General features: G+C 61.9%; 30 protein-coding genes and 2 pseudogenes. 11 read left to right on the top strand and 21 right to left on the bottom strand.

The genetic code is table 11. From position 1 onward, the window contains the following. Nucleotides 1-12: 12 nt before the first annotated feature. From ACL02S_RS08740 to ACL02S_RS08695, 10 genes are all read right to left on the bottom strand, one after another. A complete protein-coding gene (locus ACL02S_RS08740; RefSeq protein ID WP_412801822.1) occupies nt 13-519 on the bottom strand; it encodes an RDD family protein in 507 nt (168 codons plus the stop codon). A gap of 653 nt (nt 520-1,172) precedes the next feature. Further along, complete coding sequence (locus ACL02S_RS08735; protein WP_412801821.1) at nt 1,173-1,826, bottom strand: hypothetical protein; 654 nt, start codon at nt 1,824-1,826, stop codon at nt 1,173-1,175. Between the two features lies 1 nt (nt 1,827). Continuing rightward, entirely contained in the window at nt 1,828-3,111 is a 1,284-nt protein-coding gene (locus ACL02S_RS08730) for a WXG100 family type VII secretion target (protein ID WP_412801820.1), read from the bottom strand. Next, nucleotides 3,108-3,458, bottom strand: a complete 351-nt coding sequence (locus ACL02S_RS08725; protein WP_412801819.1) for a hypothetical protein — start codon at nt 3,456-3,458, stop codon at nt 3,108-3,110. The genes ACL02S_RS08730 and ACL02S_RS08725 overlap by 4 nt, the downstream gene beginning before the upstream one ends. Nucleotides 3,459-4,019: 561 nt before the next feature. Beyond that, nucleotides 4,020-5,426: a serine/threonine-protein kinase gene (locus ACL02S_RS08720; protein ID WP_412801818.1), complete on the bottom strand. Its 1,407-nt coding sequence runs from the start codon at nt 5,424-5,426 to the stop codon at nt 4,020-4,022. 41 nt (nt 5,427-5,467) lie between these two features. After that, entirely contained in the window at nt 5,468-6,598 is a 1,131-nt protein-coding gene (locus ACL02S_RS08715; protein ID WP_412801817.1) for a restriction endonuclease subunit S domain-containing protein, read from the bottom strand. A 209-nt stretch (nt 6,599-6,807) separates the two neighbouring features. Then, entirely contained in the window at nt 6,808-7,242 is a 435-nt protein-coding gene (locus ACL02S_RS08710) for a hypothetical protein (protein ID WP_412801816.1), read from the bottom strand. A gap of 143 nt (nt 7,243-7,385) precedes the next feature. Then, nucleotides 7,386-8,255, bottom strand: a complete 870-nt coding sequence (locus ACL02S_RS08705; RefSeq protein ID WP_412801815.1) for a hypothetical protein — start codon at nt 8,253-8,255, stop codon at nt 7,386-7,388. Further along, nucleotides 8,252-8,563: a hypothetical protein gene (locus ACL02S_RS08700; protein ID WP_412801814.1), complete on the bottom strand. Its 312-nt coding sequence runs from the start codon at nt 8,561-8,563 to the stop codon at nt 8,252-8,254. Before ACL02S_RS08700 ends, ACL02S_RS08705 begins: the two co-directional genes overlap by 4 nt. A gap of 1 nt (nt 8,564) precedes the next feature. Next, nucleotides 8,565-9,341, bottom strand: coding sequence for a hypothetical protein (locus tag ACL02S_RS08695; RefSeq protein WP_412801813.1), 777 nt, complete (start codon nt 9,339-9,341; stop codon nt 8,565-8,567). 485 nt (nt 9,342-9,826) lie between these two features. Here ACL02S_RS08695 and ACL02S_RS08690 point away from each other — a divergent pair. Continuing rightward, nucleotides 9,827-10,168, top strand: a pseudogene (locus tag ACL02S_RS08690) (hypothetical protein); the annotation flags it as partial. Here ACL02S_RS08690 and ACL02S_RS08685 read toward each other — a convergent pair. The 3 genes from ACL02S_RS08685 to ACL02S_RS08675 all read right to left on the bottom strand — a co-directional run bounded on the left by ACL02S_RS08685 (nt 10,101) and on the right by ACL02S_RS08675 (nt 12,799). Beyond that, nucleotides 10,101-10,412: a DNA-binding protein gene (locus ACL02S_RS08685; protein ID WP_412801812.1), complete on the bottom strand. Its 312-nt coding sequence runs from the start codon at nt 10,410-10,412 to the stop codon at nt 10,101-10,103. The pseudogene ACL02S_RS08690 and the gene ACL02S_RS08685 overlap by 68 nt on opposite strands. A 71-nt stretch (nt 10,413-10,483) precedes the next feature. Further along, on the bottom strand, nt 10,484-10,678 hold the full coding sequence (locus ACL02S_RS08680; protein ID WP_412801811.1) for a hypothetical protein: 195 nt from the start codon (nt 10,676-10,678) through the stop codon (nt 10,484-10,486). 126 nt (nt 10,679-10,804) lie between these two features. After that, a complete protein-coding gene (locus ACL02S_RS08675; protein ID WP_412801810.1) occupies nt 10,805-12,799 on the bottom strand; it encodes an N-6 DNA methylase in 1,995 nt (664 codons plus the stop codon). Nucleotides 12,800-12,977: 178 nt separating this feature from the next. Between ACL02S_RS08675 and ACL02S_RS08670 the strand changes: the two genes are divergently transcribed. From ACL02S_RS08670 to ACL02S_RS08660, 3 genes are all read left to right on the top strand, one after another. Next, nucleotides 12,978-13,388 (top strand): DUF732 domain-containing protein, encoded by a 411-nt coding sequence (locus tag ACL02S_RS08670; RefSeq protein WP_412801809.1) that lies wholly within the window; start codon nt 12,978-12,980, stop codon nt 13,386-13,388. Nucleotides 13,389-13,629: 241 nt separating this feature from the next. Continuing rightward, a complete protein-coding gene (locus tag ACL02S_RS08665; protein ID WP_412801808.1) occupies nt 13,630-13,878 on the top strand; it encodes a macro domain-containing protein in 249 nt (82 codons plus the stop codon). A 335-nt stretch (nt 13,879-14,213) separates the two neighbouring features. Further along, nucleotides 14,214-15,014 (top strand): class I SAM-dependent methyltransferase, encoded by an 801-nt coding sequence (locus tag ACL02S_RS08660; protein ID WP_412801807.1) that lies wholly within the window; start codon nt 14,214-14,216, stop codon nt 15,012-15,014. Here ACL02S_RS08660 and ACL02S_RS08655 read toward each other — a convergent pair whose 3' ends face one another. The 5 genes from ACL02S_RS08655 to ACL02S_RS08635 all read right to left on the bottom strand — a co-directional run bounded on the left by ACL02S_RS08655 (nt 15,015) and on the right by ACL02S_RS08635 (nt 17,485). After that, the gene (locus ACL02S_RS08655) at nt 15,015-15,257 is read right to left on the bottom strand and encodes a hypothetical protein (RefSeq protein WP_412801806.1); all 243 of its coding nucleotides are present in this window, start codon (nt 15,255-15,257) and stop codon (nt 15,015-15,017) included. After that, entirely contained in the window at nt 15,233-15,733 is a 501-nt protein-coding gene (locus ACL02S_RS08650) for a hypothetical protein (protein ID WP_412801805.1), read from the bottom strand. Before ACL02S_RS08650 ends, ACL02S_RS08655 begins: the two co-directional genes overlap by 25 nt. 191 nt (nt 15,734-15,924) lie before the next feature. Further along, nucleotides 15,925-16,398: a hypothetical protein gene (locus ACL02S_RS08645; RefSeq protein WP_412801804.1), complete on the bottom strand. Its 474-nt coding sequence runs from the start codon at nt 16,396-16,398 to the stop codon at nt 15,925-15,927. 46 nt (nt 16,399-16,444) lie between these two features. Then, entirely contained in the window at nt 16,445-17,005 is a 561-nt protein-coding gene (locus ACL02S_RS08640; protein ID WP_412801803.1) for a DUF3558 domain-containing protein, read from the bottom strand. Between the two features lie 153 nt (nt 17,006-17,158). Next, nucleotides 17,159-17,485 carry a hypothetical protein gene (locus ACL02S_RS08635; RefSeq protein ID WP_412801802.1) on the bottom strand — a complete coding sequence of 109 codons (327 nt, stop codon included), beginning with the start codon at nt 17,483-17,485 and terminating at the stop codon, nt 17,159-17,161. A gap of 295 nt (nt 17,486-17,780) precedes the next feature. Here ACL02S_RS08635 and ACL02S_RS08630 point away from each other — a divergent pair, with 295 nt between their 5' ends. The 4 genes and pseudogenes from ACL02S_RS08630 to ACL02S_RS08615 form a co-directional block, all read left to right on the top strand. Then, entirely contained in the window at nt 17,781-18,275 is a 495-nt protein-coding gene (locus tag ACL02S_RS08630; protein WP_412801801.1) for a hypothetical protein, read from the top strand. Nucleotides 18,276-18,778: 503 nt separating this feature from the next. Next, complete coding sequence (locus tag ACL02S_RS08625; RefSeq protein ID WP_412801800.1) at nt 18,779-18,913, top strand: hypothetical protein; 135 nt, start codon at nt 18,779-18,781, stop codon at nt 18,911-18,913. Between the two features lie 63 nt (nt 18,914-18,976). Further along, nucleotides 18,977-19,537 carry a DUF3800 domain-containing protein gene (locus tag ACL02S_RS08620; RefSeq protein ID WP_503129051.1) on the top strand — a complete coding sequence of 187 codons (561 nt, stop codon included), beginning with the start codon at nt 18,977-18,979 and terminating at the stop codon, nt 19,535-19,537. A 141-nt stretch (nt 19,538-19,678) separates the two neighbouring features. Further along, nucleotides 19,679-19,867, top strand: a pseudogene (locus ACL02S_RS08615) (3'-5' exonuclease); the annotation flags it as partial. Between the two features lie 119 nt (nt 19,868-19,986). Here the strand turns inward: ACL02S_RS08615 and ACL02S_RS08610 are convergent. The 3 genes from ACL02S_RS08610 to ACL02S_RS08600 form a co-directional block, all read right to left on the bottom strand. Beyond that, nucleotides 19,987-20,247 (bottom strand): hypothetical protein, encoded by a 261-nt coding sequence (locus tag ACL02S_RS08610; RefSeq protein ID WP_412801799.1) that lies wholly within the window; start codon nt 20,245-20,247, stop codon nt 19,987-19,989. Nucleotides 20,248-21,224: 977 nt separating this feature from the next. Beyond that, entirely contained in the window at nt 21,225-21,548 is a 324-nt protein-coding gene (locus ACL02S_RS08605) for a hypothetical protein (protein WP_412801798.1), read from the bottom strand. Between the two features lie 161 nt (nt 21,549-21,709). Next, complete coding sequence (locus ACL02S_RS08600; protein ID WP_412801797.1) at nt 21,710-22,996, bottom strand: vWA domain-containing protein; 1,287 nt, start codon at nt 22,994-22,996, stop codon at nt 21,710-21,712. 203 nt (nt 22,997-23,199) lie between these two features. On the opposite strand from ACL02S_RS08600, the gene ACL02S_RS08595 reads away from it, so the two are divergent. The 3 genes from ACL02S_RS08595 to ACL02S_RS08585 are packed head-to-tail and all read left to right on the top strand — an operon-like array spanning nt 23,200 to nt 24,920. Further along, nucleotides 23,200-23,811, top strand: coding sequence for a 3'-5' exonuclease (locus tag ACL02S_RS08595; protein WP_412801796.1), 612 nt, complete (start codon nt 23,200-23,202; stop codon nt 23,809-23,811). An 18-nt stretch (nt 23,812-23,829) separates the two neighbouring features. Continuing rightward, the gene (locus ACL02S_RS08590) at nt 23,830-24,093 is read left to right on the top strand and encodes a hypothetical protein (protein ID WP_412801795.1); all 264 of its coding nucleotides are present in this window, start codon (nt 23,830-23,832) and stop codon (nt 24,091-24,093) included. Then, entirely contained in the window at nt 24,090-24,920 is an 831-nt protein-coding gene (locus tag ACL02S_RS08585) for an SDR family NAD(P)-dependent oxidoreductase (protein WP_412801794.1), read from the top strand. Before ACL02S_RS08590 ends, ACL02S_RS08585 begins: the two co-directional genes overlap by 4 nt. Nucleotides 24,921-24,950 lie beyond the last annotated feature (30 nt).

Raw genomic sequence — 24,950 nt, 5'->3', positions numbered from 1 at the left:
GCAGGCACGGCGCTACCTCCCGATGGGCCCGCGCCGTACATCGCGACGCCGTACCGCCGGGAGCAGGTAATCATCGATATTGTCCGGTCCAGGACCGTCGGCACAGAACAAGAGGGCGATCGGCAGCGCAATCGCCATATAGAGATCGACGAACCACACCTTCAGCAACCGACCGAATGATGGGAAACTCCCGTCCTCGGGAGTTATCACGCACAAACCGAACACAGCCTTACCGACAGTGGTGTGGAAGATCGCTTGAACGACAACCCGGTCGGTTACCGACGCCACCGACCAGAAGCCAGCCAAGGCAAGCACGTTGACACCGGTATGCTTCCAATCCAGCCGCGTCACGGCATCCAGCGAGAACGCTGGGCTGACGAGGACCGCAGCGCCGATACCGCACGATATATGAATGGTCCAGTCGACCACGAAGGCGCAGAATCTCCGAAGCTTGCGCGATGAGGGATATCTGGTGTCGTCGGCACTGCCATGCCGGGTCGATTCCTTCACCGGTTTCATGAGCACCTGACCATTTTTCCGAATCAGGTGAAGCGTGTCGGCAGACCGTGCCTCCTGCCTTACGGAATACTCTCGACCGGACAGGTCGTTCTCCTTGAAGGTGAACCGGGGTGGTTGGCGTGATCGGGAGAAATAGGAATATCTGAGTTCACCACCCCCTGGCCTAGAGATCACCCCGTACCGAAGTGGATCACCTGCGAACCAGATCTCGGATGTGTTGTGGTCGACGAGCTTTCCGATACCCTTCGGCCAAGTGCTGAGTATGAGGGCAGATACCGGACGGCGATCCTGATCGAGCAACTCGACCCATTCATGACGGCCGGTGGCGATGTAGTTGATAGGCCAACAGACCCACGGATACCGCTCGAGCACTCGCCCGCTTCGCCTGTTGATCCACAACATAGTTCCGCCGAAGATGAATCCTACAGCGAAACATACCGTGGTCAGATTGATGCCGAGCGATATCATTGTCGAAAATCGCTCGAACTGCGCCCTACCACTCGCATCGATCAGAAGTAGGCACAACGGTAGACATATCAATCCGATCAACAGCAGAGACCATCGCAGCCGGGATCCCTTCCGCATGGCTGCTCTGGTTCCCGGCCACGATGATGCGGGATAGGTCGCTGGATTCACAGAAGTGTGCACTGCTTTCACAGATCCAATGACGATGTTTCAGGACGGAATTCGCTCACGAATTCGATCGAGCCGATCATACCGACAACCATCGGCAAGTACTCTTCACCATGCTCGATGAAAGGCGTGGAGAAATCTATTGCGGCGATGGCTGATCCGTCGGGTGCGGAAACAATCGCCTCGATCTGATATATAGAACTTTCGGGCGTATCTGGTTCGCGGCCGGAGATCTCGGGTATGGGAAGGACTCGGACACGATCCAGTATCAGCGAGGGCCGTCCTGCGATATCGACCAACTCGACATTGCTGAACACCTCTCCGGCATTGCGCTTCGCTGTCAATGCCTCTCCCAAAACCAACCGAGGATTTCGCTGATCCCCGAGAGTATTCAGATGGATGACGAGCGCCGATGTGACAGGCTCTCGATCCTCGGAAAAGTGCCGGCCCAGTCCGCAGTACACAACATTGCGTGCAGCCAACTGCGTCAAAAGGAAACCCATTTTCTGCAACACATCCGACGAGGCCTCTTGTATGTCATCGCTCGCAACCTCTGCCAAGAATACGGCTGCTCGCTGGATCGAATCGTCGACGCCTTCGAGAGGCAGCGCAACGTATCCTCGAGGTATATCGATAGCGAGCGTAACGCCATGATTTGTTTCGCTGATCGCCATGTCAGTGGTCCCCATCCAGCAGCGGATGACTCAATGAGGTCGTCAGTTTGTTCGACCGGAGGAACAGATCTACGACCTCAGCGGTCGTTGCCACCTCCGCTCGTGCCCCTGCGACACCGGTGACTTGAAGAACAGTGCGGGTCGCACCATTCAAATTCAGCGCCTCAACCGTGTTGGACACTCCTGGTACCTTAGCCAGACCCTTGGCTACTATGCCCGGTTCATGCGTAACCGCTTGGTATACGGCACCTCCCACACGTTCGAACGCACCGAGCGACTGAGCCGCGTGTGCGCCGTCGGCAACGGCGTCGGAACCCCTCAATAGGCCCCATCCGACTTTACCGGCCGCAGCGGCTCCACCTCCGATAGGAGCCAATCCCAGCGAATCGAGTCCCACCCGGGTCCATGCGTCCAGCTCACCGTTCATGAGACCATCGCGCAGCGTGGGATCGGAGAGATCGAGCGTGAGGAGCCCCGCGGTAGCCGCAGCACCAACCGCGAACCCGATGATGTTGAAGGGGGGTGGTGTGAGCACTGCGACCAATCCGCCGATCGCCGCGATAATCGACAGTGTCTGGTGGATGCCCTCGCGATGCTCGTCGATCCACTTTCCAACGGCTTTTACCGCATCGCTGATCCGGTCCCAGATGCTCTTGTCCGGCGGTCTCGGTGCGAAATCTCTTCCTGCAGCGTCTAACTCAGCAGCTATCCGGCGAGCTGTGTTGTTGTGTTCACCTTCGAGGTCGTAGGCGCGACGCAGGATCGAATCGATTCGGCCCTGCCAGTCATCCACCGAGGCAGTGGTTGTGCGTACCTGCATGACCGCGGCATCCAGACGCGCCTGAGCGGCCTGGAGCTGAACTGGATCGGAAAACTGCATGTTCGCCAGCCCCAGATCCGGGTTGACCTGTGCACGCTGGAGGTCCACGACAGCACGGGCATGCCGACCACGTGCGTCGGCGGCTTCCAATTCCAGTCCGTTGGCGATATCCCGGTACCCGACCAAGTTCGCGTGCCACTGCTCGATCAGCCGCACCGCTCGTTCGAGTGAGTTCTGCGCGTACCCGAGGTCTTGCGCCAACGTGACGTCGAAATGCGCACGAAATGCCTCGCCCGCATTCCCCTTCCACACGCCGTCATTGCTGTTGCGCAAACGATTCAGCAGGCCGTTGGTTTCGGTGACCGCATCGGCGGCAGTCTTGATCTGATTGCGAAGTCCGGCAACATCGTCGGGTAGCCCTGGTACAGGGTTGAATCCCAGATTCGGATACGGCGAGGTGCTCATGCCGCAGGATCCGTCGTCGATGGCTTCGCGGGAATCGGCTGCCCGTCGACCAGTGCCGCAGCCTGTACGAGCGCATCCGAAAACGCCATGTCTGTTTCCCGATAGGCATTTTGGCACTGTGCGATACCATCAGCGGTCGCCCTGGCGGTCTCACCGATTCGCTCGATACCGAACTTCCAGCGACGCTGGAAGTTGTCGGCGGCATCGTTGAGCACCGTGGTGCCGATCTCACCGTGGCCACCTTGCGCCATCGCTTTCATCGCATCGTCGAGCACCTGTTCCGCGCCACGCAGCGACTGAACGGTCTTGCCCAACACATCGATATCTACCTGCAGAAAACCTGCCAAGCCCCTCCCCTTTCACAACTCGATCCAATACACCGCACCTGTCATGTGATTGGACGTCGACCGACCCGTATCGGTTCCATCGATATCGGGAATCACACCTGGTTCGAGTAGGCTATGGCTCGGATCGAGCAGCGCTACCAGTTATGCCCCTCGGCACACTACGCCACATCTCCTAGCGCGCCAGCCTCGGACTCGAGCAAGGTACACGCGGTGGAACAGGCGGAGATCATCGCTGAAGCGTTCGAACCGACCGCGTAGTTCGCTGAACAGATGCCGGGCCGAATCAGCTTTTTCCCAGAGCGATCCGGCCCGGCGTCACGTGCCCGCCCACGCCACCGAACCGTCAGTTCGCCAACGTAGATCACGGCAATGCGCGAAAGCCCGACACCGGCTCTGCCGATCTGGCTGCCGTGGCACAGGCGAACGATGCCTTCGTTGCGCGCGAACTCGAGTGCGAGCTCGAACTCTCGGCGAAGTGCATCGGGGCTCGGTTCACTTCTGGCTCTCACTCCTGCCTCCTCGCCATACCCAGCAACAACTAACAGGCTCGATTCCCTCTCCTCAACGCCGACCGTTCATCCCTTCGATCAGTTCACCCAACTCCACCACCCGGCGGTCGGCCTCCCCGTACCTGGCTTCCATCTGAATCTTCATCCGCTCCAGTCGATCCCGTGCCGCACCCAGCTCACCGAGCTGCACCTGGCACACCGCGAGTCGCCGCTGGCAGTACATGACCTGTTCGTCATAAGGCCCCCGCTCGGCGGTCAAATCATCGATCAGACCGCGATAGATTTCGGCGGCTTCCGGATAACCGCCTGCCTCCGCACGCAGATCGGCGAGCTTCACCCTGGCGTCGACGACATCGGCATCACGCGATCCCAACAGCGGCACTGCGGCTGCCACCACAGTTTTCAATTCGCGGATCGCCGGATGATAGCGCGATTCGTCGGCGAGCTTGCGGGCCCGATCGATCGCGCGGTACAGGTCGCCGCGGCTGAAATCATCGGCCGGAATGGCATCCGTGGCTTTCGCGGAATGGTCCGGCACCGTGAGCGCGGTATGCGATGCGGACGATGCCCCCACCGCGAGCGCGTACATCCGCGCCGGACTGTGTACGTCGTCCACCAGCGCACCGAGGTCGGTCGTATGGCGCAGCAGCACCGCGTGCACGACTCCCGCGCCTGCCGGGCGGCTCTCCGGTTTCTTTTCCAGCATGCACATGATGGCTCCGGCCATATCGGCCGGGGTATCGGGCCGCTCGCCGCGGATATCCGGTGCGGGTCGTGAAACCTGCTGTGTCCAGACCGTGTACGGATTGTCCCCTGCCACTACCCGATCGCCGGTGAGCAACTCGTGCAGGATCAACCCGAGCGCGTACAGGTCGGTCTGCGCGGTCACCTCGCGCTCTTCGATCTGTTCCGGTGCCATGAACGCGGGGGTGCCGAGGGTCTGCCCGGTGCGGGTGTATCGGCTGCGGTCGGAATCGAGGGCCACCGCCAGTCCGAAGTCGAGTACCTTGACCGTCCCGTTGGCGCAGAGCATCAGATTCGAGGGTTTGAGGTCGCGGTGATAGATTCGGTGCCGGTGCGTCGCGGACAGTACCGCGGCGGTCTGCGCGCCGAGTGCGGCGACCACGCCGATCGGCAACGGACCTCGGCGCATGAGCAGGTCCTCGAAAGTGTCGCCGTCGACGAACTCCATGACCAGAAAAGGCCGTTGCGATTCGTCTTCGACGATCCCGGCGTCGTGGATCGCGGGCATACCTGGATGGCTGACGCTGGCCATCACCTCCGCTTCCCGCAGGAAACGTTTGGTCCACTCCGGGTCGGGTTCGAGGTTGGCGTGGGTGAATTTCACCGCGATCCGGCGCTTCAAATGTCGATCGAATCCCTCATAGACCTGCCCCATCCCACCGGCGCCCACCGGTCGGATGAGTTCGTACCGACCACCGATGATCCGCGGGTGCATGGCCATTACCTCCGTGAGTTCACCGAGCCAGGCAATCGAAACTACGCGCCGGGGTCGACCGGCCGCAGCCGCCCGGTGGCCAATCCTTCGAAACCGGCGAGCACAAGGTGCTCGAGAGCCTCGCGGCGCTGCCGCCATTCCTGTTCGAGTGCACGCAATTCCGCGAAAGCGATGGCGTAGCGGGCCTGTTCGGTCAACGGAAGCCGGGGAAAGCCCACCTCGTACAGATCGACGCTTCCCTTACCCGCCCGAGTGAGAGCGGCGCGCAGCACACCAACGAGAAACCGGGAATCGATGAGATCCGGGTCGGCACGAACGAGTTCGATGCCTGGGCCGAGCAGTACGCCGTCATCCACGCATTCCCGTACCACCGCGTCCTCCGGCACCACCGCCACATCACCCGCACGAATGATCACCGCGCCGGGCACCTCGGCGGCACCACGCCGCGAGGGGCTACGCCCCAACCGAACGTCCTTCGCCGTGAGCATCGCCGTCGCACCGGCACCGGCCAGCACCGTTGGCGGTGATTGATGGAAACCGACAGCCCCGGCCTCGGCGAGTTCACCGAGCGATACGGTGCGATGCGCATCCTCGTTCGGCTGCAACGGCGGCGGAGTTCCCACCGGCCGATCCGCCAGCATCGTGCGCAACGCGGGGTACTGATCGATCCGATACGCGGCGGTCGCGGCAGGCGTCAGGTCGATATGCTCATCGAGCCGGTCAACCACCCGCACCGCGTGCGGCGCCGCCTCGGGATGCATCGGATCCCGCTGGAAGGCATGCCATGCCACGGCGGCGCGTGCGGGGTCGTCGTTCGCGTCGACCAAAAGGACATAACCGGGCCGCGCGCCATTCGACGCACCCAATAACCAGTGGTCCCGCCCGCCGGGCAGCCCGGAGACGATGGCGCGCAGCACACCGCTACGCAGCAACACACTGCGCAACGGCCGCGCCTGCCGATTCGTCGCCGCCGACCCAGGCATGAGAACCGCGATGGTCACCGTATCCGGCGCGTGCCCGAGACAGTGCCGCATCCAGGTGGCGGCTCCTTCCGCCGATGCCCACAGCGGGTCACCGATGTCCCCGTAGTACCTCGAGTCGTAGCAGACCGCGCCGAGAGCTTGTTCCGCGAACTGTTGATCACCCGGATAGTCGGACGGTTCGTGCGCCACGTCGCTGCCTCCGCTCAGTCGCTGGACACCTCAGCGAAACGGTAGCAGCGTGGTGGGCGGATAGGGCGACTCGGCGAATTCGGCTGTCACCCGCTCGTTCGCCCTATTCCTGCCATGCGATCGAGAATCGAAGCCAAGGCATCCGGATCAGTCGCCGGCCGGACGCATCTCAGCCCTCCCGATCCGAGCACCGCGGTGCCGGATCGGATTCATCTGAGCGGCTGCTGCGGCACCGAAGCGAACTTCCCGGTCAACTCTACGAGAAACTGAGCAGCCTTATGCAAGTCATCCTCGGTCAAACTCAGAGTACCGTTCTCCGTTAGCGTTTCGGAATCCCTGATTCTGAGAAGAGCATTCCACTCATCAACGCGGGTGGCTAGCCATACATCAACCGAAGGATTATCCAGATCTTTCCTCCTGTCCATAACCCACACGGGCCCACCAAGAAATATTGTTTTCTCGAAACCCCGGCGCCCTTCGGTTGGATCTGAAACATCCGGTGCATGCTGAGATTCCCATCTACCAACAGGATTCCGCTCTTGAGCAAGGGTGCAGACCCCACCGTGCGAGAGATCGGTTTCCATGGGGAAAATAGGCTCAGCCCACAAGTTCACGGCATGCAACTCTTCTGTGAAGAATGTCATCAGAGAATCACACAACTGACCTTGGGTCATTGCTGACTGAGGCTTCGACAAGGAAGGTGGCGCAGGAACTGATGGCGATGAATTACTACATCCTGCTGTCAGAAAAAGAATGGTTGCCACACCCATTGCTATCCGAGCATTTCTCATTCTGCTACCACCCGAGTTATACCGATCTCCCAGTCAGATTTATCACCGTCTTTCGCCGAAGCATCACCGATCGCCGCCCGAATACCATCAATACCCTGACCGTAAGACCCTTTGACAGCAGAAGGCCATGTATTGTCGGGAAAACCATCTTGAATCGATAAATTCTGCTTGATCCTGTTGCCTTCGGTCAGACACTCCAGAGCATTGTCAGCCATAGAAGCCACATAGCCCAAGATCATGGTCTCCAAGGCCACCACCGTGTTCAATAGGTCACCCATAGCGGAAATCGCCCCTAAGGGCAAATCGAACATCGCAGCGAAGGCGCTGCCTGTAGTCTCCGTAACCGTGGCCACTAACTCCTGCGTCTTGATAGACAGATCGACGTACAATTCCAGCTCAGATGCTGCAACCTTCTCAAGACTTTTCGCTATATCCTCAGAAACTATAGGCAGAGAGATCAGCGCCTTCTCTTGCCTGGCGCGCATTTCGACATATCGGGCGGCTGCGTCTCCTTGCCATTCCGAGCTCAGACTGGTTTCATAGAAATCCTGTCCGGCGGCCTGAATATCGCCCTTGAGATCGCGCCATACATCGGCAATATCAAGAAAATCTATCGGAACCTCAAGGTCTGGCGAGATCTCGCTGAGCCTTCGCCAGGTCTCTCTAATAGCCTTGTTGATCTTGTCACGATGGTCCCAGATCTCATCTACAGCCCATTCAGCAGTAAACGGAATATTACTCACTCGGATAAGCTTTACGATATGACCACTGAAACTATCAACTTTCTCCGGCAGGCTACCGATAGCATCTATATGCGACCTAATGAATCTTATCTGCTCGCGCAGTTCTTCACGGCTGTCTGTCATAGTTCCCCCTCCAACTGTGTAAATTGAGTTTGGCGTTCCAGTTCTTCCGCAAGATATTGATTGTGCGCGTATTCAAGCACCGTGGCGATATCGTTCAACACCACGACACCTTCCTGCAATCTGTCCCAGAAGTAACCGGGGGCAGGCTCATACTCAGCGAGAGCACGACCGAATGTTCCTGCCTGGTTCGCGGCGATCTCCAGGTTGGGAGTCCTATCCCTCCCGGTCGCGAGGTGGTCGGCGGCCTCACGCCACTTCATGACAGCGTGCTTCATCGCATTCAGCGAGAGCTCCAGTTTGTCGGACATATCATCCCACCTTTTCCTGAAGGAGTTGCAGCCTATGGTGGTCCAGGTGATATTCGAGATCAGCATCCGAATATCGTGAGTAGTCCCCTCGGACAGTGAATTTCGGGCGCAACGAGCGGATATTGTCCGCGCACCACAAGATCTCATCGACGATCCCCTCGGGATGGGTGCGCGCCGCCCAGTCGCTCCATACCGTTATCGATCGCAGATACCTGCGGTCGGCACTGACCGTAACGGGATGCCGGCCCTCGATGACCACACGGCCGTTCACCTCGTATCGTGCACCGTTGACCATACTGCTGGAAACTTCGCAGTATTGCTCCCACGTCCGGGTTTCGAGCAGAACCATCAGCACCGTTCTGCGGTCAGGGACCGCCGCTTCCGATACCTCCTGCGGCGAGGGCCAACGGCCGGAGGAATAGAGCCCCTTCAGCCGTTCGACTACCGCGCCGCGATACGCCGCCAGTAGTTCTTCACCGACCTCATGAGGACCTACGTAACGGCTCCACCCTGAACCGAGATCGATACGCACAGGAAGAAAGCCGCGATCGAGTTGCATCGACGCGAATGAGGAACCCACCCGTGGCTGGTAAGCGGGTTCGGCTTCCCGGGGCCATGATTCGGTGTGCGTAGGCGTCGGCTCGTAGCGTGGCGGTGCGGGTTCCGGAATAGGAGGAGGCAGCGGATGAGCGATAGCCGGTTGTTTCCGGACAATGGGCTCGTCGTCCCAGAATTCGTCGGGGTCGTCATAGTGATTGTAGTGGCCCTGAACCGCCATCCTGATGTCCTCTCGTGTTGTCGGATGCCGAACGCCAAATGCCGCGCCGGCGGACGTCACACCCAAAAACTTTGCGATAGACGGTGATTCGATCGCTGACCGTGCGGCGAGTGTGGGTATCGAATCCCCCCGGTCGAGAAAAGGCTGCCGTACCGCTGTACCACCGAACCGCACGCCGACCGACGAGCCCGGAGCAAAGCGTGACATGCAGGCCCCTGCCTTGGCCCGGGCCCCTTACTACGCAAGGCATCTGCTGCCGACTGATCGGAACAGCCGATCGTTTCCTGGACAAAGCATCCCCCTCACACCCGCGCGTAGTCGCCGCAGCGGCATCCACCATGCTCTGCCACATGATTCGACCTTGTCAAAATGGCGGCCGTCAACCAGTGAGCCATTCTCTTCCTTGACGGAGGCTGCTGACCGTATGGCTCGAGACACATGTACGCCGCGCACGTGTCCACGCATCCTAGGCCGCGAATACCGAACTACTGACCTTGAACTGGAACCTCGGACACCCGATCCGGCAACGCAAACAGCAGTATGACTGGGGCGCGAAGGTCATCGACCGACTCGCCCGCGACCTGCGGACCGAGTCCCCATACATCCGCGGTCTGTCACGCCACGGCCGCTGCACCCGCTCCAACCCCGACGACATATCCGGCCGCCGTTCCCGCACCCGGTACTACCGAGCCGATCGCAACATCGGTGGCACTACTGCCCCCGGAACGTCACCGAGCTTCCGCGTATCGCGAACCCAGCTCACACTTTCACGATCTCCGGACCACACAGCAACGCCATACCCTCCGGATCGGACGTCGCCACCGTGAACAGCCCGCGTACCGAGCGGGCCGAGGCCGCGAGCACGACGTCGATCACGTACTTGTGACCGCTCAGCCCGTGCTCCCGCAACAATACGACAGCCTGCGTGGACAATACTCGGGTAACGGCGTGACCATCGATCCTGGACAGCGTCCAGGTGATCCGGGCCGGATGCACTGTGTTGTAGTCGGCTTCCACAGTCGTCAACGCAATGGCTGCTACTCGCACACCATCCTCTTCAGCCGCCTGCACCCACGCAAGCATCCGGCGATTTCTGCGATACAGCTTCGACAGTCCCACACTGTCGAGAAACAACGTATCCACTATCCGGTGACCGATCCGCGCGATCCTCGACGGCGCCGCCGGAAGTCCGATTCCACCTTGGCTTTGTCGACTTCCGCCCGGGCCAACGGCTCGTTGTCCTTCTCGAAATCGGCCACCAGCTCACCGAGCTTGTCCATCGCGACGCGCTGCTCCAACGCTTCGGCAACGTAAGCGGAGAATCCGCCGGGACCCACATAAGCTCGGCCTGCTCAGCAAGCTCTTCCGGGAGGCTGATCGAGTATTTCTTACTACCACCCATACTGTCACCGGCAGCACCATGGATCGCCGGTTTCGGACTCGACAGCTCGGTGAATCCGCTCTTACTCGCTCGCGCCCTCGTCGGCAGGAGCAAGAACCCCCGCGGTGAGTCCGGTACACACCTGATCGGTGAGCTCATCGGCCGCTTCGGCAGCCCGCGCGGCGGCGGCACGCAACTGGAAGAGCCGTTGGAACAACACACCGTAACGGCGCTGCTCCGGTAGCGACACCACCGGAATGCGCAGTCTGCCCGGATCGAACCGGACCGTGGACATCCTGGTCGCGGCGATATTGTCGGAGCCTGCAAGGAATCCGGCCACGAACCAGGGATCCAGACGTTCCCGATCGACGCGCAGCGTGTGCAGATGCGCGCCTCGAAGTATCCCCACATCGTCCGGTCCCGCGACATGGATGTTCCGGCCGCCCGCGCGGTCGCCGCGTAGTACGGGAATCAGCACATCGCCGAGTTCGATTTCGACCGTTTCCGCGAGCTCCGCCGTGCCCGTCGTTCCCGACGCCGGTCTGGCCGCACCGACATCCGATGCTGTGAGTACCGGTCGCTGCTCCCCCGCGACACTCCCCTCTTTGGTGGGTAGCTGCGCCCGAATCCATCGCAGCTGACCATGATTGACCAGTTCCGCGATGGTCACCTGGCGCCAGGATCGCGCCGGTGTCTCGGTCCAACCCGCCAATGCACTCTGTGCCGTGGTGAATTCGGCGCCTGCCGCACCGAGCTGTTCGAGGGCCACACCGACCCGGTCGGAGACAACGCCGGAATCGAGTGAGGAGCGGACGTAGCGCGCTGGAGTGAGGTCGACGGCGTCGTCGAGCAGGTCGATCCATGGGACCGCCGCGGCAACCCCTGGTTCCGGTACCGTGTCGGCCGCGCTGTCGAATGCTCGCCATGCCCGTACGACGCTGTCGGTGACGGCGTCCCAGGCGATGCGATCCTCCCCCTCGGCGCCGGACCGCACCCTGGTCGTATCGACGAACAGCAGGGAGTCGGAGGGCCGCGCATCCGGTCGCGGACTCCGCAATACCCAGATCTGCAAGCCGATATGCCAGGGTGGCGCCGCACCGGGTGCCAACCCGATCACTGCCCGCAGGACCCCGGAACGGACCAGGTTGGTGCGGATTTTCCGGCCCGAGGAGCGCGATGCCACCGCAGGCGGTAGCAGCAACGCGGCCGTCCCACCAGGGTGCAGATGCGCCACCGCGTGCTGCACCCAGGCCAGCTCCGATTCCAGACGCGGCGGCAACCCGTATTCCCAGCGGGTATCGAAGGCGAGCTCCGCGACACCCCAATCTTTTTGCCCGTAGGGCGGATTGGAGAGCACCGCGTCGACCCGGAGATCGGGGAAAGCGTCGGCGAGCAAACTGTCACCGAGACGCACCTCCGGTTCGAGATCGGTCTGTGCCCGCACGGTCAGCCGGACCCGCTCGATTTGCGCTTCGACGATGTCTTGTCCGTAGAGGTGAGCCGCACCGGTTGCCGCCGCAGCAGTGAGCAGTGCGCCGCCACCACATGCCGGATCCAGCACGCTGCGCACCGCCGGATCACCGGGTGCGCCGACCAATGCGGCCATCAGTGCCGCTACCCGCTCGGGGGTGCTGTAGATCCCCGTCGCCATAGTGTCTTCGAGCGCTCGATCGGCCAGTACGTCGATTGCCGCGCGCACCCCCTCGGCCGCGCTCACTCGCTCGATGAGCGCTATCACCCGCGCGGCGAACTCGGCTTTCGCCGGGTCACGCTCATCGGACACCCAGCAGGTATCGGTCCGCCGCAACGTCCGCATGAACCGGAGGACGTCGTCGGATGTCAGCTCCGCGCGCACCAGCGTGCGCAATTCGGCCAGCGGGGATTCCGTGGGCCTGATATCGCGCGCGGCCAGCCACTCCTGCACCTGACGCAGGTCGAATACCGGCCGAGCCTCGCTGCCACCGACCGCTTTGGGGAAGTCGCTGTGCCTACGCCGCCAGTTGCTCACCGTCGCGCGGGTGACGCCTGCCAGCCGGGAAAGCTCAGCGGCGCTGACCGTTGGCGCGGGTTTCGGCATGCCACTCCTCTCCGGGCCTGATCTATCCACCCTGCTGGATTGATGAGCAATAATCAAGCTCTCTAATACTTGTTGACATTGCTTTCGCTAATTTGTACGTTTACATCAGCTCGCCGTTCCGGTGCGGAACGATCGCAATCGCGCACGGCGGCAACCGTTTCCGATGCGACCGATACCTGTGACCTGGTATCGGAGCACGACTATTACGGGGGATACCTTGTTCACCGCCACCCGCACACTCGCGACCCTGCTCGCCATCGGCACAACCGCCGCCCTCACCGCACTGGCGCCGTCCGCGCTCGCGGCGCCGTCCACCGGATCGGCAGGCGGCTCCTCGTCCAGCGGCTGCGGCCCGCGCAGCAGCGCCGACTATCGCTTCCTGCGCGACTCCTACTACGACGAAGAGTCCTGCGATATCCAAGACGCGGCCATCCGGTTGGGGCAGGCCGGCTGCCGCTGGCTCGACACCTACGGCAACTCCGTGGACAACCAGATCATCCTCGCCGAAGACCTCGGCGATGCTCTCGAGTACCCCTACACCTTCCTCGACGCCTCTATCGACGCATACTGCCCGCACTACCAGCTCTGATCACCCGGCGACGGAAGGCGAAGTCGCCGCTCGGTATGGCCCGGTCCGCGAGGCCGCGGATCGGGCCGAAGAGCAGCTCGGCCCGGTGCCCGATCATGTCCGATCCCACTCGAGCACCCCTAGCGAGTTCAACGCGACCGCACTCGAGGAGGCACCCGGTGCACGACTCGACTGATTCCCGACCCACCCCCTCGGATGATGCCGCGACACCGCACACCGGAGGACCGAGAACGATCACCTCGTGACCACAGCACAGGCGTGGATCAGCAGCGGCATGACTCCAGAGGAAACCGAAGCCGGTCTGCGAGATCTGGTCACGACCATCCGCGAGAACGAGATCCGCTCCATCGCGATACCAGAACTCGGCTGCGGCAATAGCGGTCTGCTGTGGCACGAGGTGGTGATACCGATCCGGCATGAGCTAGGCCTACTCGGGGACACGGTCGACACCGTGCGCTATCCGCCACTTGTCGTGAGTTACCGACGGTAGTCGAATGGTGGTTGAACAGCATTCCGGCACCACCACATCACTCCGCTCACTCGGTGGACGAAACAGCCGGTGTGGTGAGCACACCGATAGTCCTTCGACTGCTCCCGACACCGCACGTCCGACAAGAGATTCGCGCCGCATTCGTCGGTGAACCGGTCGCCGCCCATGGGGTACGTCGAGTCCCATCTCAGCGAATCTCCGCCGAAGCTTCGGGACAACACCGAACACTACCTGGCATTTCCATAACATTGTCTCATTATTTGAGATAAATGTCTTTCAATGTGGACACTCACACGTGCGTAGAGGAAGAATCGAACCAGGCGGAAGGAGATCTCGTGCCCCGGTACACACATGGACATCACGAATCGGTGCTGCGCTCACACAGCCGGCGAACCGCGGCCGACTCGGCCGCCTACCTGCTCCCACATCTCGACCCCCGCGCTTCACTCCTCGATATCGGCGCCGGACCGGGAACCATCACCATGGATCTCGCGGCCATGGTGACGCGGGTGACCGCCACCGAGATCGGAGCCGCCGAACTGGCACTATCACGCGATCTCGCCGCCGAACGCGGAGTCACCAATATCGAATTCAGTGTGCAAGACGTGCACACCCTGACCTTCCCGGATGCCTCGTTCGACGTGACCCACGCACATCAAGTCCTCCAGCATGTGGCAGACCCGGTCGCGGCCCTGCGTGAGATGAAGCGAGTCACCCGGCCGGGGGGCATCGTCGCCGCGCGCGACAGCGATTACGCGGGGTTCGTCTGGTGGCCGGCGCTGCCAGGGCTCGATGACTGGCTGCGGCTGTACCACACGGCGGCGCGCGCCAATGGCGGCGAGCCCGATGCCGGACGCAGGCTGCTGTCCTGGGCGCGGTCCGCGGGCTGCACGGATATCACCGCGACATCGTCCACCTGGTGCTATTCCTCCCCGGCGGATCGGCAATGGTGGGGCGGGATGTGGGCCGAACGTATCGTGGAATCGGCCCTGGCCCGCCAGCTGGTCGACAGCGGGCTCGCCACATCGGCGGATCTGCGGCGGATCGCCGAGGCCTGGCGGTCATGGGCCGATGCGGACGACGGCTGGTTCTCGCTCGTCCACGGCGAAATCCTTTCCCGGGTTCCAGCCCGGTGATCAGCGTTTCAGCTCGGCTACCTGCGCGGCCGGCAGCCGATCACCGAAAGTGATGCTCTCGGCGGGCATCTCGGGGAGGAAGGAGCCGAGATTACCGCTGATGCATTCGACCACCGTGCGATTGCCGACCGTTACGAAACGCACAACGGCGGCCGCGAGAATGCTGCCGGTGGTCTTATCACCCAATTCCCGAATGTAGGACATCTCCCGCACCGGACCTACCTCGGGGATGTCCTTGACCACCGGAACATTCCAGTCGATGGCTCGCTCCGACCCGTCGCCCTTGTGTACCGAGACATGCACACCCGCATAGTCGAGGCCAGCGCGTCGACATCGACGACCCGGTTCAGCACGGCGATCTGCACGTCGTAACGCGGCTTGCCGTCGGCGGTCTCGACCCTGGCCAGCGCGCTCTCCAGCGGATCAGCGGTGACGATCGGAATAGCCGCGTTGCGTGCCACGCACTCCGGGGTGTTCTTGCCCGAGATCACGCCGACAGTGCCGAGCGGGATAGTTGTTGCCGCCGGGAGCACCGCGTAGGTGATCTCCGGTGTATCGGCATTGCTCACCAGGTAGTCGGTCATCGGTCGCGGCGGAACCGTGGTGGTGGGAGCAGCGCTGCGGGCCGCCGTCGTCGCCTCCTGGCTACCGGAACACCCCGCGACCACCACCGCCGCCCCTACCAGCAACCCCGTGAAGACCATCCGACGGAACGACACAACGCCGCAGACTCCTCGCACATCCGAAACACAGCCACTTCGTGGTTACCGCGGCAGCCTATCCTGCGGTTTCTTCGGAATGAGCGGTGGTCCGGATCAACAGAATCGGGTCTCCACACAGCCTCGGCCGAGGTAGAACTCGGCGGGAACGGTTCGGCGCCGATCGAGATCACCTCATCGACTGCCTGCCGCTACGCCCGGTCCTGCGGGGCACTCCGCCCGCCGGAGACGCCTGCGCCCGGCACGGCTGCCATGAGTTCACCGTAACGAGAGGCGAACTCGGCATCGGTCTCCTGATAACGCTGCGCGATCAACCGATGCAACTGCTGTAGGTCATCGACGATCCGGTAGTGCTGCTCGAGCACCGCGTGCACGCTATTGTCCGACCCCCGGGCCTTCTCCCGGAATCGACGCACCAACGTCTGCGCCGAGGTCAATTCCTCGGTGTTCTCCCCCAACCCCCACACCTCACGGTCGGCTATCTCATCAGCCACGCGCTGAAGTTCTCGGATCAGGTTTTTGAAGCTTTCACAGTCACGCTCGATAGCGACGAACTCCTCGACATCCACCCGTACCGTATCGGGACCGGTGCCCCCGAAACGCACCGAAAGGCGCCCCTCTTGTGCCTCGGTGAGCAGATCCTGCAACGGCTTCCCCTCACTCATACCGTCGTTTCCTTTCCCTCCCGAATACGAACGATCTGCAAGCCGGTCACACCCCCTGCGGAATCAACGGAACCACCTTCTCCGCGAGCCCCCGCGCCAACACACACGTATCCATATGTCCGGTCAACCGATTCGAATCGGGATTGCTCAGCGAGAACTCCATACTCCCGCCCCGCATCTCCACATTGAGCGTGCACCTGGCACGAGGGTTGTCGTGGTCGGCACGACTAGTAGCGATCGCCGCCCGCCCATCGATGGTGTACTCATCGCGAATACTCAGCTTCGGATTGGCCCGTACCAGCTCGACGGTGAGATTGGTCGTGGTGATCCCCGCCGCGTAACTATTGGACGCAACCCAGCTGCAGCCTCGCCATTCGATCCCACCTGCACCGTTGTAATCAGCGTTATTGGACAAACTGGCCGTGTGCAACCCTTCGGAATCCAGTACCGATTTCGGGATATCGGTGCACGGATCGAACCCAGAAGGCGCCCGCTCCGCCAGCGTCGGCTCATTCGCCGACTCGTCGTCCTGCATATCCGAAGACCCGCATCCGACCACCAGCACCAGCACACCCAGCACCGGCACCAACGCTCGACCACCCCGCACCGCGACCCTCCTCGAAACCTTCACTACCGGCCGGAATCGCACAGGACCCGCCCCTTCGAACCGCCACCATAACCACCCGAACCACACCGGGCAACGGGAGTGCCCGATGCACAGCTCCGTCCATGCGCAACGCCGATGCCGCGCCCGGCGGGCTCAGCGGGACCACGCCTCGAGGAGCTCCGCAGGCCCGTACACGGCGTCGAGCCCCGCACAGTCGGCGCCGCTGCGCGATACCGCGAGCACAGGCACGGGATCAGGAGTGAGGGCCGCACAGTGCCGATGCAGCGCCACGAGATCGTGCCGATCGAAAGGGGAGTTCTCCAACCATTTCACCGAGCCGACGAACAACAGCTCCCTGGCTATCGGCGCGCGGTCGGTCCTGTGGCAGTGCCGCTGCCACAGGACATTGAAGGCAGCGTCCCAACTCCCCGGACGGGCCGCGACCAGTAGATTCGCCGACAGAAGGCTGAACAACTCCACGTCCCGGCTGAATCGCTCCGGGTCCGCGGCAGACGAAGCCCCGGTGGCGGCATAGAAATGCTACTAACTTTGATGTTACTAACATTGATGTTAGTAACATCTTGGGCCCTATCACCTGAACCAGCTATCCAACCGAGTGATCAGCGCAGCAGGATGGCGAGCACATCCGGTGCGGTAAAGCGTCGATCGTATGAGCTGTCTCCGTATTGACGATCTCATGGAGCGGACATCACCCGCCGAATCCAAAACTACTCGTCGCCTCACCGATCTGTTCGTCCCGCCTGCTCCGCGCGAAGTGACGGTTCGCGATAGCCTCCGCCGCTACGACGCCAACCTCATCCATTTGGCCCCTGGCGACGTGCTCGTCCGCAGCAAGAATGAAGTCATCGTCGCCGGCATTCTGGAACAACTGGTGCCGGGCCGCTGGCAGTACGAACGGCCGCTGCGCGATAGCACAGGTGCCACCAAATATCCCGACTTCACCGTCGAAACCCTGACCGGCGAACAGGTGATCTGGGAGCATCTCGGACTGATGCACAACCCCCGCTATGCACGCGAGTGGGAGCAGAAGAAACAGTGGTACATCGCCCAAGGCTTTCGTCCATACGACGATGACAGCGTTCCAGGCCCGCGCGGCATCCTGATGTGGACCGACGATCGACATGGCGTGAACGAACCGGACTGGCACGAGCTCGCTGAACGTGTGCTCGGTGGTGGACCAGCTCAGCCCCAACGGCGCGTTGCCAAAAAGGCCGTACCGAAACGGCCGCAACATCGCCGCGCTCGCTAGTATCACGAATGGCCGTGCGCTCAGGCGCCGTCCCTCGAGCTCGGTAGGGGCCCGACGGATTCAGGGCATCGACTATCTACCGACCCGGTCGAGCCGACGCGCGATCGAGCGACATCGCCCCATGACTGCGATAGGCGTTGTCGTGCTAGTTGTTTCAACCATGCTCGGTGTGGCCGGTGGTGGTGTTCGTTGATCGTCGCGGAAGTCCAGCGTGGCGTCCCCGCCGGGACTATCTCGCCGCCATCACCCAGTGGGCCGATACGGACCGACGTGACTGTGAAGCGGGTGGCTACTGCACTGCCCGCCGGGCGCCCGCACATCTTCTCCGTCGGTCCGTGTCGACCGTCGGCATCAATATCCTTGGCGCACCGTATTATCGGACACGGCCACCGTGATGAGCCGACTTCGAGGTCGGCCGCAGAGCACGTACCTACTGACGGATCATTCTGCCGCGGACGCCGCCCGTCGGTACAAAACTGGATCAGCACGGAAACGAAGGCAGGATGACTGCGGTTCAAGAACGCCCCGTCGAAGCCGAGTTCGCCTATATCGATGAATCCGGCGATACCGGAGCGGTCAGCAATGGGGGGTCGATGACCTACACGCTGGGATGCGTTCTGGTACCGATGCGCACATGAACCGACTCGCTCGACTATCTCGTCAGCCTACGTCGAAACCTCAAAGAGACTTACGGCCTGCCGATGCGTGAGGAGGTCAAAGCCAATCACCTGGTCGGTATCAAGAAGCTGTATCGGGAGCTCGGCCTCGGGGACGGCCAGGTCCGTGACATCTATCAGCGCCACATCGATTCTGCGGTCGGCATCTCGAGTGGCGTCTGCTCGGTTGTCGTACACAAGTCCGAGATCAAGAAGACGGACATCGACGTGTTCGGCACCGCGTGGGAATACCTGTTCACCCGCTTGCGCAAGCGTAGCGAATCGGGCAGCCCCATCATGATCATCCACGACAAAGGGGAAGAGGAGCGGGTCAGGAAGCACCTGCGTCGGTTCCGGCGGCACAATTGGCAGGGCTCGAGTTTCGGAGGTGCCCGAATGCTGATCGAGGACTCCGTCGGCCGCGACTCCCAGCACAGCTACTTCATCCAGCTCGCCGACCTAGTAGCATACGCGGCCTCACGGCATGCAGTACCGACCACCGGCAAGACCACCAAGATCTGCGACCAGACGATGTGGGACCGGCTGGATGCGATCCAGATCAAACAGATCAGCACACGTAGAGACGGCATCTATAAGTGGCCATAAAGGAAAAGGGAAGGCGCCACGATGGGCGCCTTCCTTGACGGCCGACCTACCCCGACCATGGGATCGGATCAGCCAGCAGTGACAGTCTTCCATACAATCGCTACCCTGGGGACGATCTGTCCCTGAGGTCACAGAATCGTTGTGATCCTGGCGGGTATCGACGAGGCTCGCGTGCCCTCGAAGACGAGCCTCAACGGCGTACCCGAAGAAGAGCACACGGAGGCGAAGCTGCGCGAACGGTCACTGCTCTACGTCGCGGCGAGCCGAGCCCGCGATGAGCTGGTGGTGACCTGGAGCGGGCGGCGCTCCGAACTGCTCGGCGGGAGTTGAGCCGAGGCGCCGAGACAGATTTCGGCTGCGCTCCGGCCGGGCTGCCACTCTGCTGAAAAGCACCGGTGAACGTGGCATCGTCGGCACGTTCACCGGTACGTATATAGGGCCGCTACGGATCAGAGGCCGAGGATATCGAGGCCGGTGCTGACCGCGCTGCTGCCGCTTTCCAACGCGCCGCTGCCGCTGTTCAGCGTGCTGCTGCCGGTGCTGAACCCTTCGAGCCAGTTGATCGGGCTGCCCGCCGTGGGCGCCACCTGGGTATCCGCGGCAACCGAGGCCCCGGGATCAGCCGATGCGGTGGCGGCGCCGAGGGCCACGAAGCACGCGGCGGCGGAAACGGACAAACCAATACGGGTGGTGCGGCCGAGCTTGCTCATGCGTTCCTCTCAGGGCTTTCATGGGAATGTTCCACATATCTGCGATCTATGCGGACACCACACAGGCTAATCAAGCAGAAACAGCGACACAGCAGATATAACATTTTTATAACCAACCTCACATCTAGAGAATATGTTCTATAACGGAAAGATATCGGACATATTAAGCATACCGCCCAAGTCGACTGGAACACATTGCCACAGAGCTGAAAACCTAAAACAAACACCGAGCTCAGGGCCGTAAAAAGACGCAACCCCAGTGCGTACAGCCAGGCATCCGGTCATCCCTGAGTAATTTTCGAAACCGCCTGAATGCCAAGGTTTCCGATATCAATCGAGTATCCAGTGGCGCACCAGGTCCGCGATCGGCACATCCCATAACTCGACGTCCAGCTTTCGTGGCAATTCAGCAGCACACCCAGGAAGATCACCGCCGGATCACAACGCCCGCCCTCAACGCCCACGCCCCGACCGGCTACCCGAGACGCACTGGGTCCCAGAAGGTGAGATCCCCTCCGCCGCACCGCAATCGACACACCCCATCTCCGTTATACATTGTCAACATCATCTACATCTGTTGACAATGCTTTCAGCCAATACTACTGTTCACCTCACTTCGGAGCGATCGAGTACCGCTGCGGAAAACCACGAAAAGAGCTACTGCCCAATGGATTTCCGAAGCGTCACATATATCCGGCACGACAATGTCCGGCCGTGGACCAGGCCGCCCGCCGTCGTACCGCACTGGGAGGAGAGCTCATGGCCGCGCGACGACAGATTCGCCACCGAAACCGCATGCACCACACCGGTCGTCCGCTCACTCTGCGCCACGGCGACGACTTGAGGAAGCGGCCGACTCATATTCCGACGACCCGCTGTTGGTACGGCAAGCGCCGGTATTTCACCGAAATAGACGCGGAAGTGGTGTTGGCCTGCCTCGACCGCAGCGACCCTCGGCGCAGGGAAAAGCGTTCCTATCAGTGCACTGCCTGCCACGGATGGCATCTGACCAGCCAGACGCTGACCGAGTTCCTTGCCACCAGATCGATCGAAGCACCGACGACTCGCTGCGCTCCCTCGAGGAACACGCCGATCCGGACCACACGCAACACGGGTGCGTGCGGCCCGACCGGACCTGCCCGCGACAACACCCGTTCGCATACCTCGGCCCGGTTGACGCTCAGCGATATCCCCGCACGCAGCGGGCCGGTGCCGAGCCCCGGCGAGGTAGCCGCACGGCACGCCGCACGACGCGCGAACACACCGCCGCCCACGGAGACCTGGACCGGACAACCGGCCACAGCGCATCCTAGCTACCGGACGCTATTCGTTTACGTCGGTCGCATACTGCGGTTACCGCGCCGCCTATTCGGTAGGAGGCGCTGACTATGGCGCCGAATACGCTTGCAATGCCGACAAATCCGCACTCGGCAGCATTCCGATTACCGCTACGCCGCTCAGCTCAACGCAGGATGCCCGCCGATTCCGCGGCACGCAGCCAATCGGGAAACTCACCGAGGAGCTGGTGATAGAGGTCGGTGTCGGTCATGGTGTCGATATCGTCGACGGCGAAGAACCCGGCGTTGTCGACGATCCGGCCGTCCATGGCATCGAGTTTGCGCAGACAGCCATAGTTCGCCTCACCGAGTCCGATGAACTGCCAGAATGCGGGAAGTTCCGCGGCTTCGCGCATGAGTTGGGTGATTTTCGCTTTTTCGCGGAAGCCGCCATCGGTGAAGAACAGCACAAGGGTGGGTACGGCACCGCGGCGCAGGGTGGAGATGACCTCGCGCATGATCGGGATCTCGTCGTTGACACCGCCGATCCGGTCGTAGTCGATGCCACCGTGCGTACCACCGAGATGGAGATACTCGGTGCACCAGGCTTCGGCCTGATCGACGCTGATATCGGGAAGTTTGGCGTATTCGACGGCGTAGAGGTAGGGCTCGAGGCGGCCGTCGTCGTCGAGCTGGATGGCAACGGGAATCATGCGTTCGACGACGCGCTGCACGACACCGGTGCGGTAGAGCCGCCGCATACTTCCCGTTTTGTCGATGACAAGGACGACTCTGGCGCTGACTCCGTGCGCGTCCTTCTCGAGCAGCACCTTGACGACTTCGCGTTTGCGGAGATCGAGTTGTTCACGTTTGCGCAGCGACAGTTTCTCCTCACCTTGGACCGTGCGCACTCCGTTCTGCTCGGCGGACGCCGCGGGAACCGAGCCGGGTGCGGCGGTGGCAGGTTCTTCATCGACGGTTACGCCATGATCGGTGACCAACGCGGCGAATCCGCCCGCATAGCCCTGCCCGACGGCGCGGACTTTCCACGCGCCCTGTCTGCGGTAGACCTCGAGGGCGATAACAATCGATTCGGTATCCAGTCCGTCGATCCGATACTCGTAGAGTCGATTCCCCGCTGCGTCGGCAACGGTGGCGATCGCGGCGGGGATCCGGCCGAAGGTCTCGTCCGGGTCGTCGAGGGTTAGCACCGCACGCACCTGGCTGATCTCGGCAGGCACCGCGGCGAGTGAGAGGACCAGCACGGCAGGCTGTCCCGCCTGTTCTGGTTGCAGGCGAACACCGGGGCCGGTGGGCTGATTGAAGAACACGAAGTCGGCATCGCAGCGCACTGTGCCGTTATCGGTGACCAGCAATGCGGACAGCTCCGCAGGCACGGTGATGTGCACGGAGATCATCAGATCATCGGTGGCCAGCGGGCCGTTCTGCCCCTTCATCAGTGCTGCCGTCATCGCGGGCCTTTCGCGTCGGTGGTGCAGAGACCTGGTAACCGGTGGAAATCGCTCGGCGATCGCCGATCAGCATCGAAGCTCCCCATTCTCACATGATTCATGCCCACCGCATCTGTGACCGAGCGGCTGGACGGTGCTGATCGGTGTCGCGCTGATCCCGACATCTACTGAGGGACCAGGACCGCAACCCATACCCTCGGCGCATGAACAGCGATACCAGGCTGCTGAACGTGGTCGATGTCGAGGCGACGTGTTGGGAAGGCAAGGTCCCCGTCGGGATGGTCAGCGAGATCATCGAAATCGGCTTGACCGTTGTCGACCTCGACGCGGGTGAGCGGATTGCCGAACACCGCATCCTGGTTCGGCCCGCGCGCTCCACGGTCAGCGAATTCTGCACCGAATTGACCGGGCTCACCCAGGACGAGGTCGATACCGGTATGGCGTTCAGCGACGCGTGCCGACTGCTGGCAAGCGAGCACCGGTCCGGGACCAAGCCATGGGCCAGCTGGGGTGATTACGACCGCAAACAGTTCGAACGACAGTGTGCTGTCACAAATGCCGAATATCCTTTCGGACAATGGCATACGAATGCCAAGTGGAACAGTAGGCCACGCGAGATGCCTGCAAGCGCTGCGATCCCACGAACCGGGACATCATCGATGGTGCGTTCACCGAGCATGGTCGCACCCAAGATGATCAGCTGTTCGCGCCGGTCATCAGGTTTGATCCGAGCTCGCTCGGCGGTTACTCGCCTACCGCTCATTCCCTCATGCCGACGAGCACGAGTCGATACGCTATTGATCCACGCTCGATAACAACTTAGGCTCAGTTATATGAGACAGAGGGTCACAGACACTGCCGTCGTCGACCGACGTCCGCGCCATGCCGTAATCATCATCGGCAGCGACCTCTCAGGTCCCGGATCGGCTGTCCGGATGACCAGAGGATGTTCCAGCTGGTATCCGGACGAGCACGGTAACAACACCACATCACGGCCGGGCGCTACCTTCCGGTTGCGCAGACCGACCAGGACATTCGATGTGGCGGTGCACGACACCCGCACCGCGGGGGCCGAGGTGAAAGCGGGAACCCGATGAGCAAGAACGAATACTTCGAGAACAAAGTCTGTGTGATCACCGGGGCAGGTTCCGGGATCGGCCGCGCGCTGGCGGTGGAGCTGGCCGAACGCGGCGCCAGACTGGCACTGTCGGATATCGACGCCGACGGCCTTGCCGAGACCACCCGCCGCTGCGAACTACGCGGCGCCGAGGTCGAAGCCGATCTGCTGAATGTGGTCGAGCGCGAAGCGGTTCTGCGCTACGCCGACGACGTGCAGAAGCATTTCGGCACGGTGCATCAGATCTACAACAACGCCGGTATCACCCATCACGGCGATGTGATCCGTTCGGAATTCGAAGCTTTCGAGCGTGTGATGGATGTCGATTTCTGGGGCGTACTCAACGGAACCAAGGCATTTCTGCCGATGATCATCGAATCCGGAGCAGGCCACATCATCAATGTGTCCAGCCTCTTCGGTTTGCTGGCCATCCCCGGCCAGAGTGCCTACAACGCGGCGAAATTCGCGGTGCGCGGCTTCACCGAATCGCTGCGCCAAGAGATGCTGGTCTCCGGGCACCCGGTCGCGGTCACCTGCGTGCATCCCGGTGGCATCAAGACCGCGGTGGCGCGCAACGCCACCTATGCCGAAGGTGTCGATGTCGCCTCTGCCGTGGCGACATTCGATACCAAACTGGCTCTTCATACCCCTGAGATGGCTGCGAAAACCATCCTCGATGGAGTGCGGAAAGGCCACGGACGGGTGCTGGTCGGCTGGGAGGCCAAGCTGCTCGACCTGTTCGTCCGGGTGACCGCATCGGCCTATCAGCGCATCACGGTCGTGGTCGCACGCTCCCGTCGACCCTGACAATGGCAACACCGACAGCACCTATCCGAG

The sequence above is a fragment of the Nocardia spongicola genome (assembly GCF_047200775.1).
GTDB lineage: Bacteria > Actinomycetota > Actinomycetes > Mycobacteriales > Mycobacteriaceae > Nocardia.
This window is presented reverse-complemented; position numbering and strand designations above follow the sequence as displayed.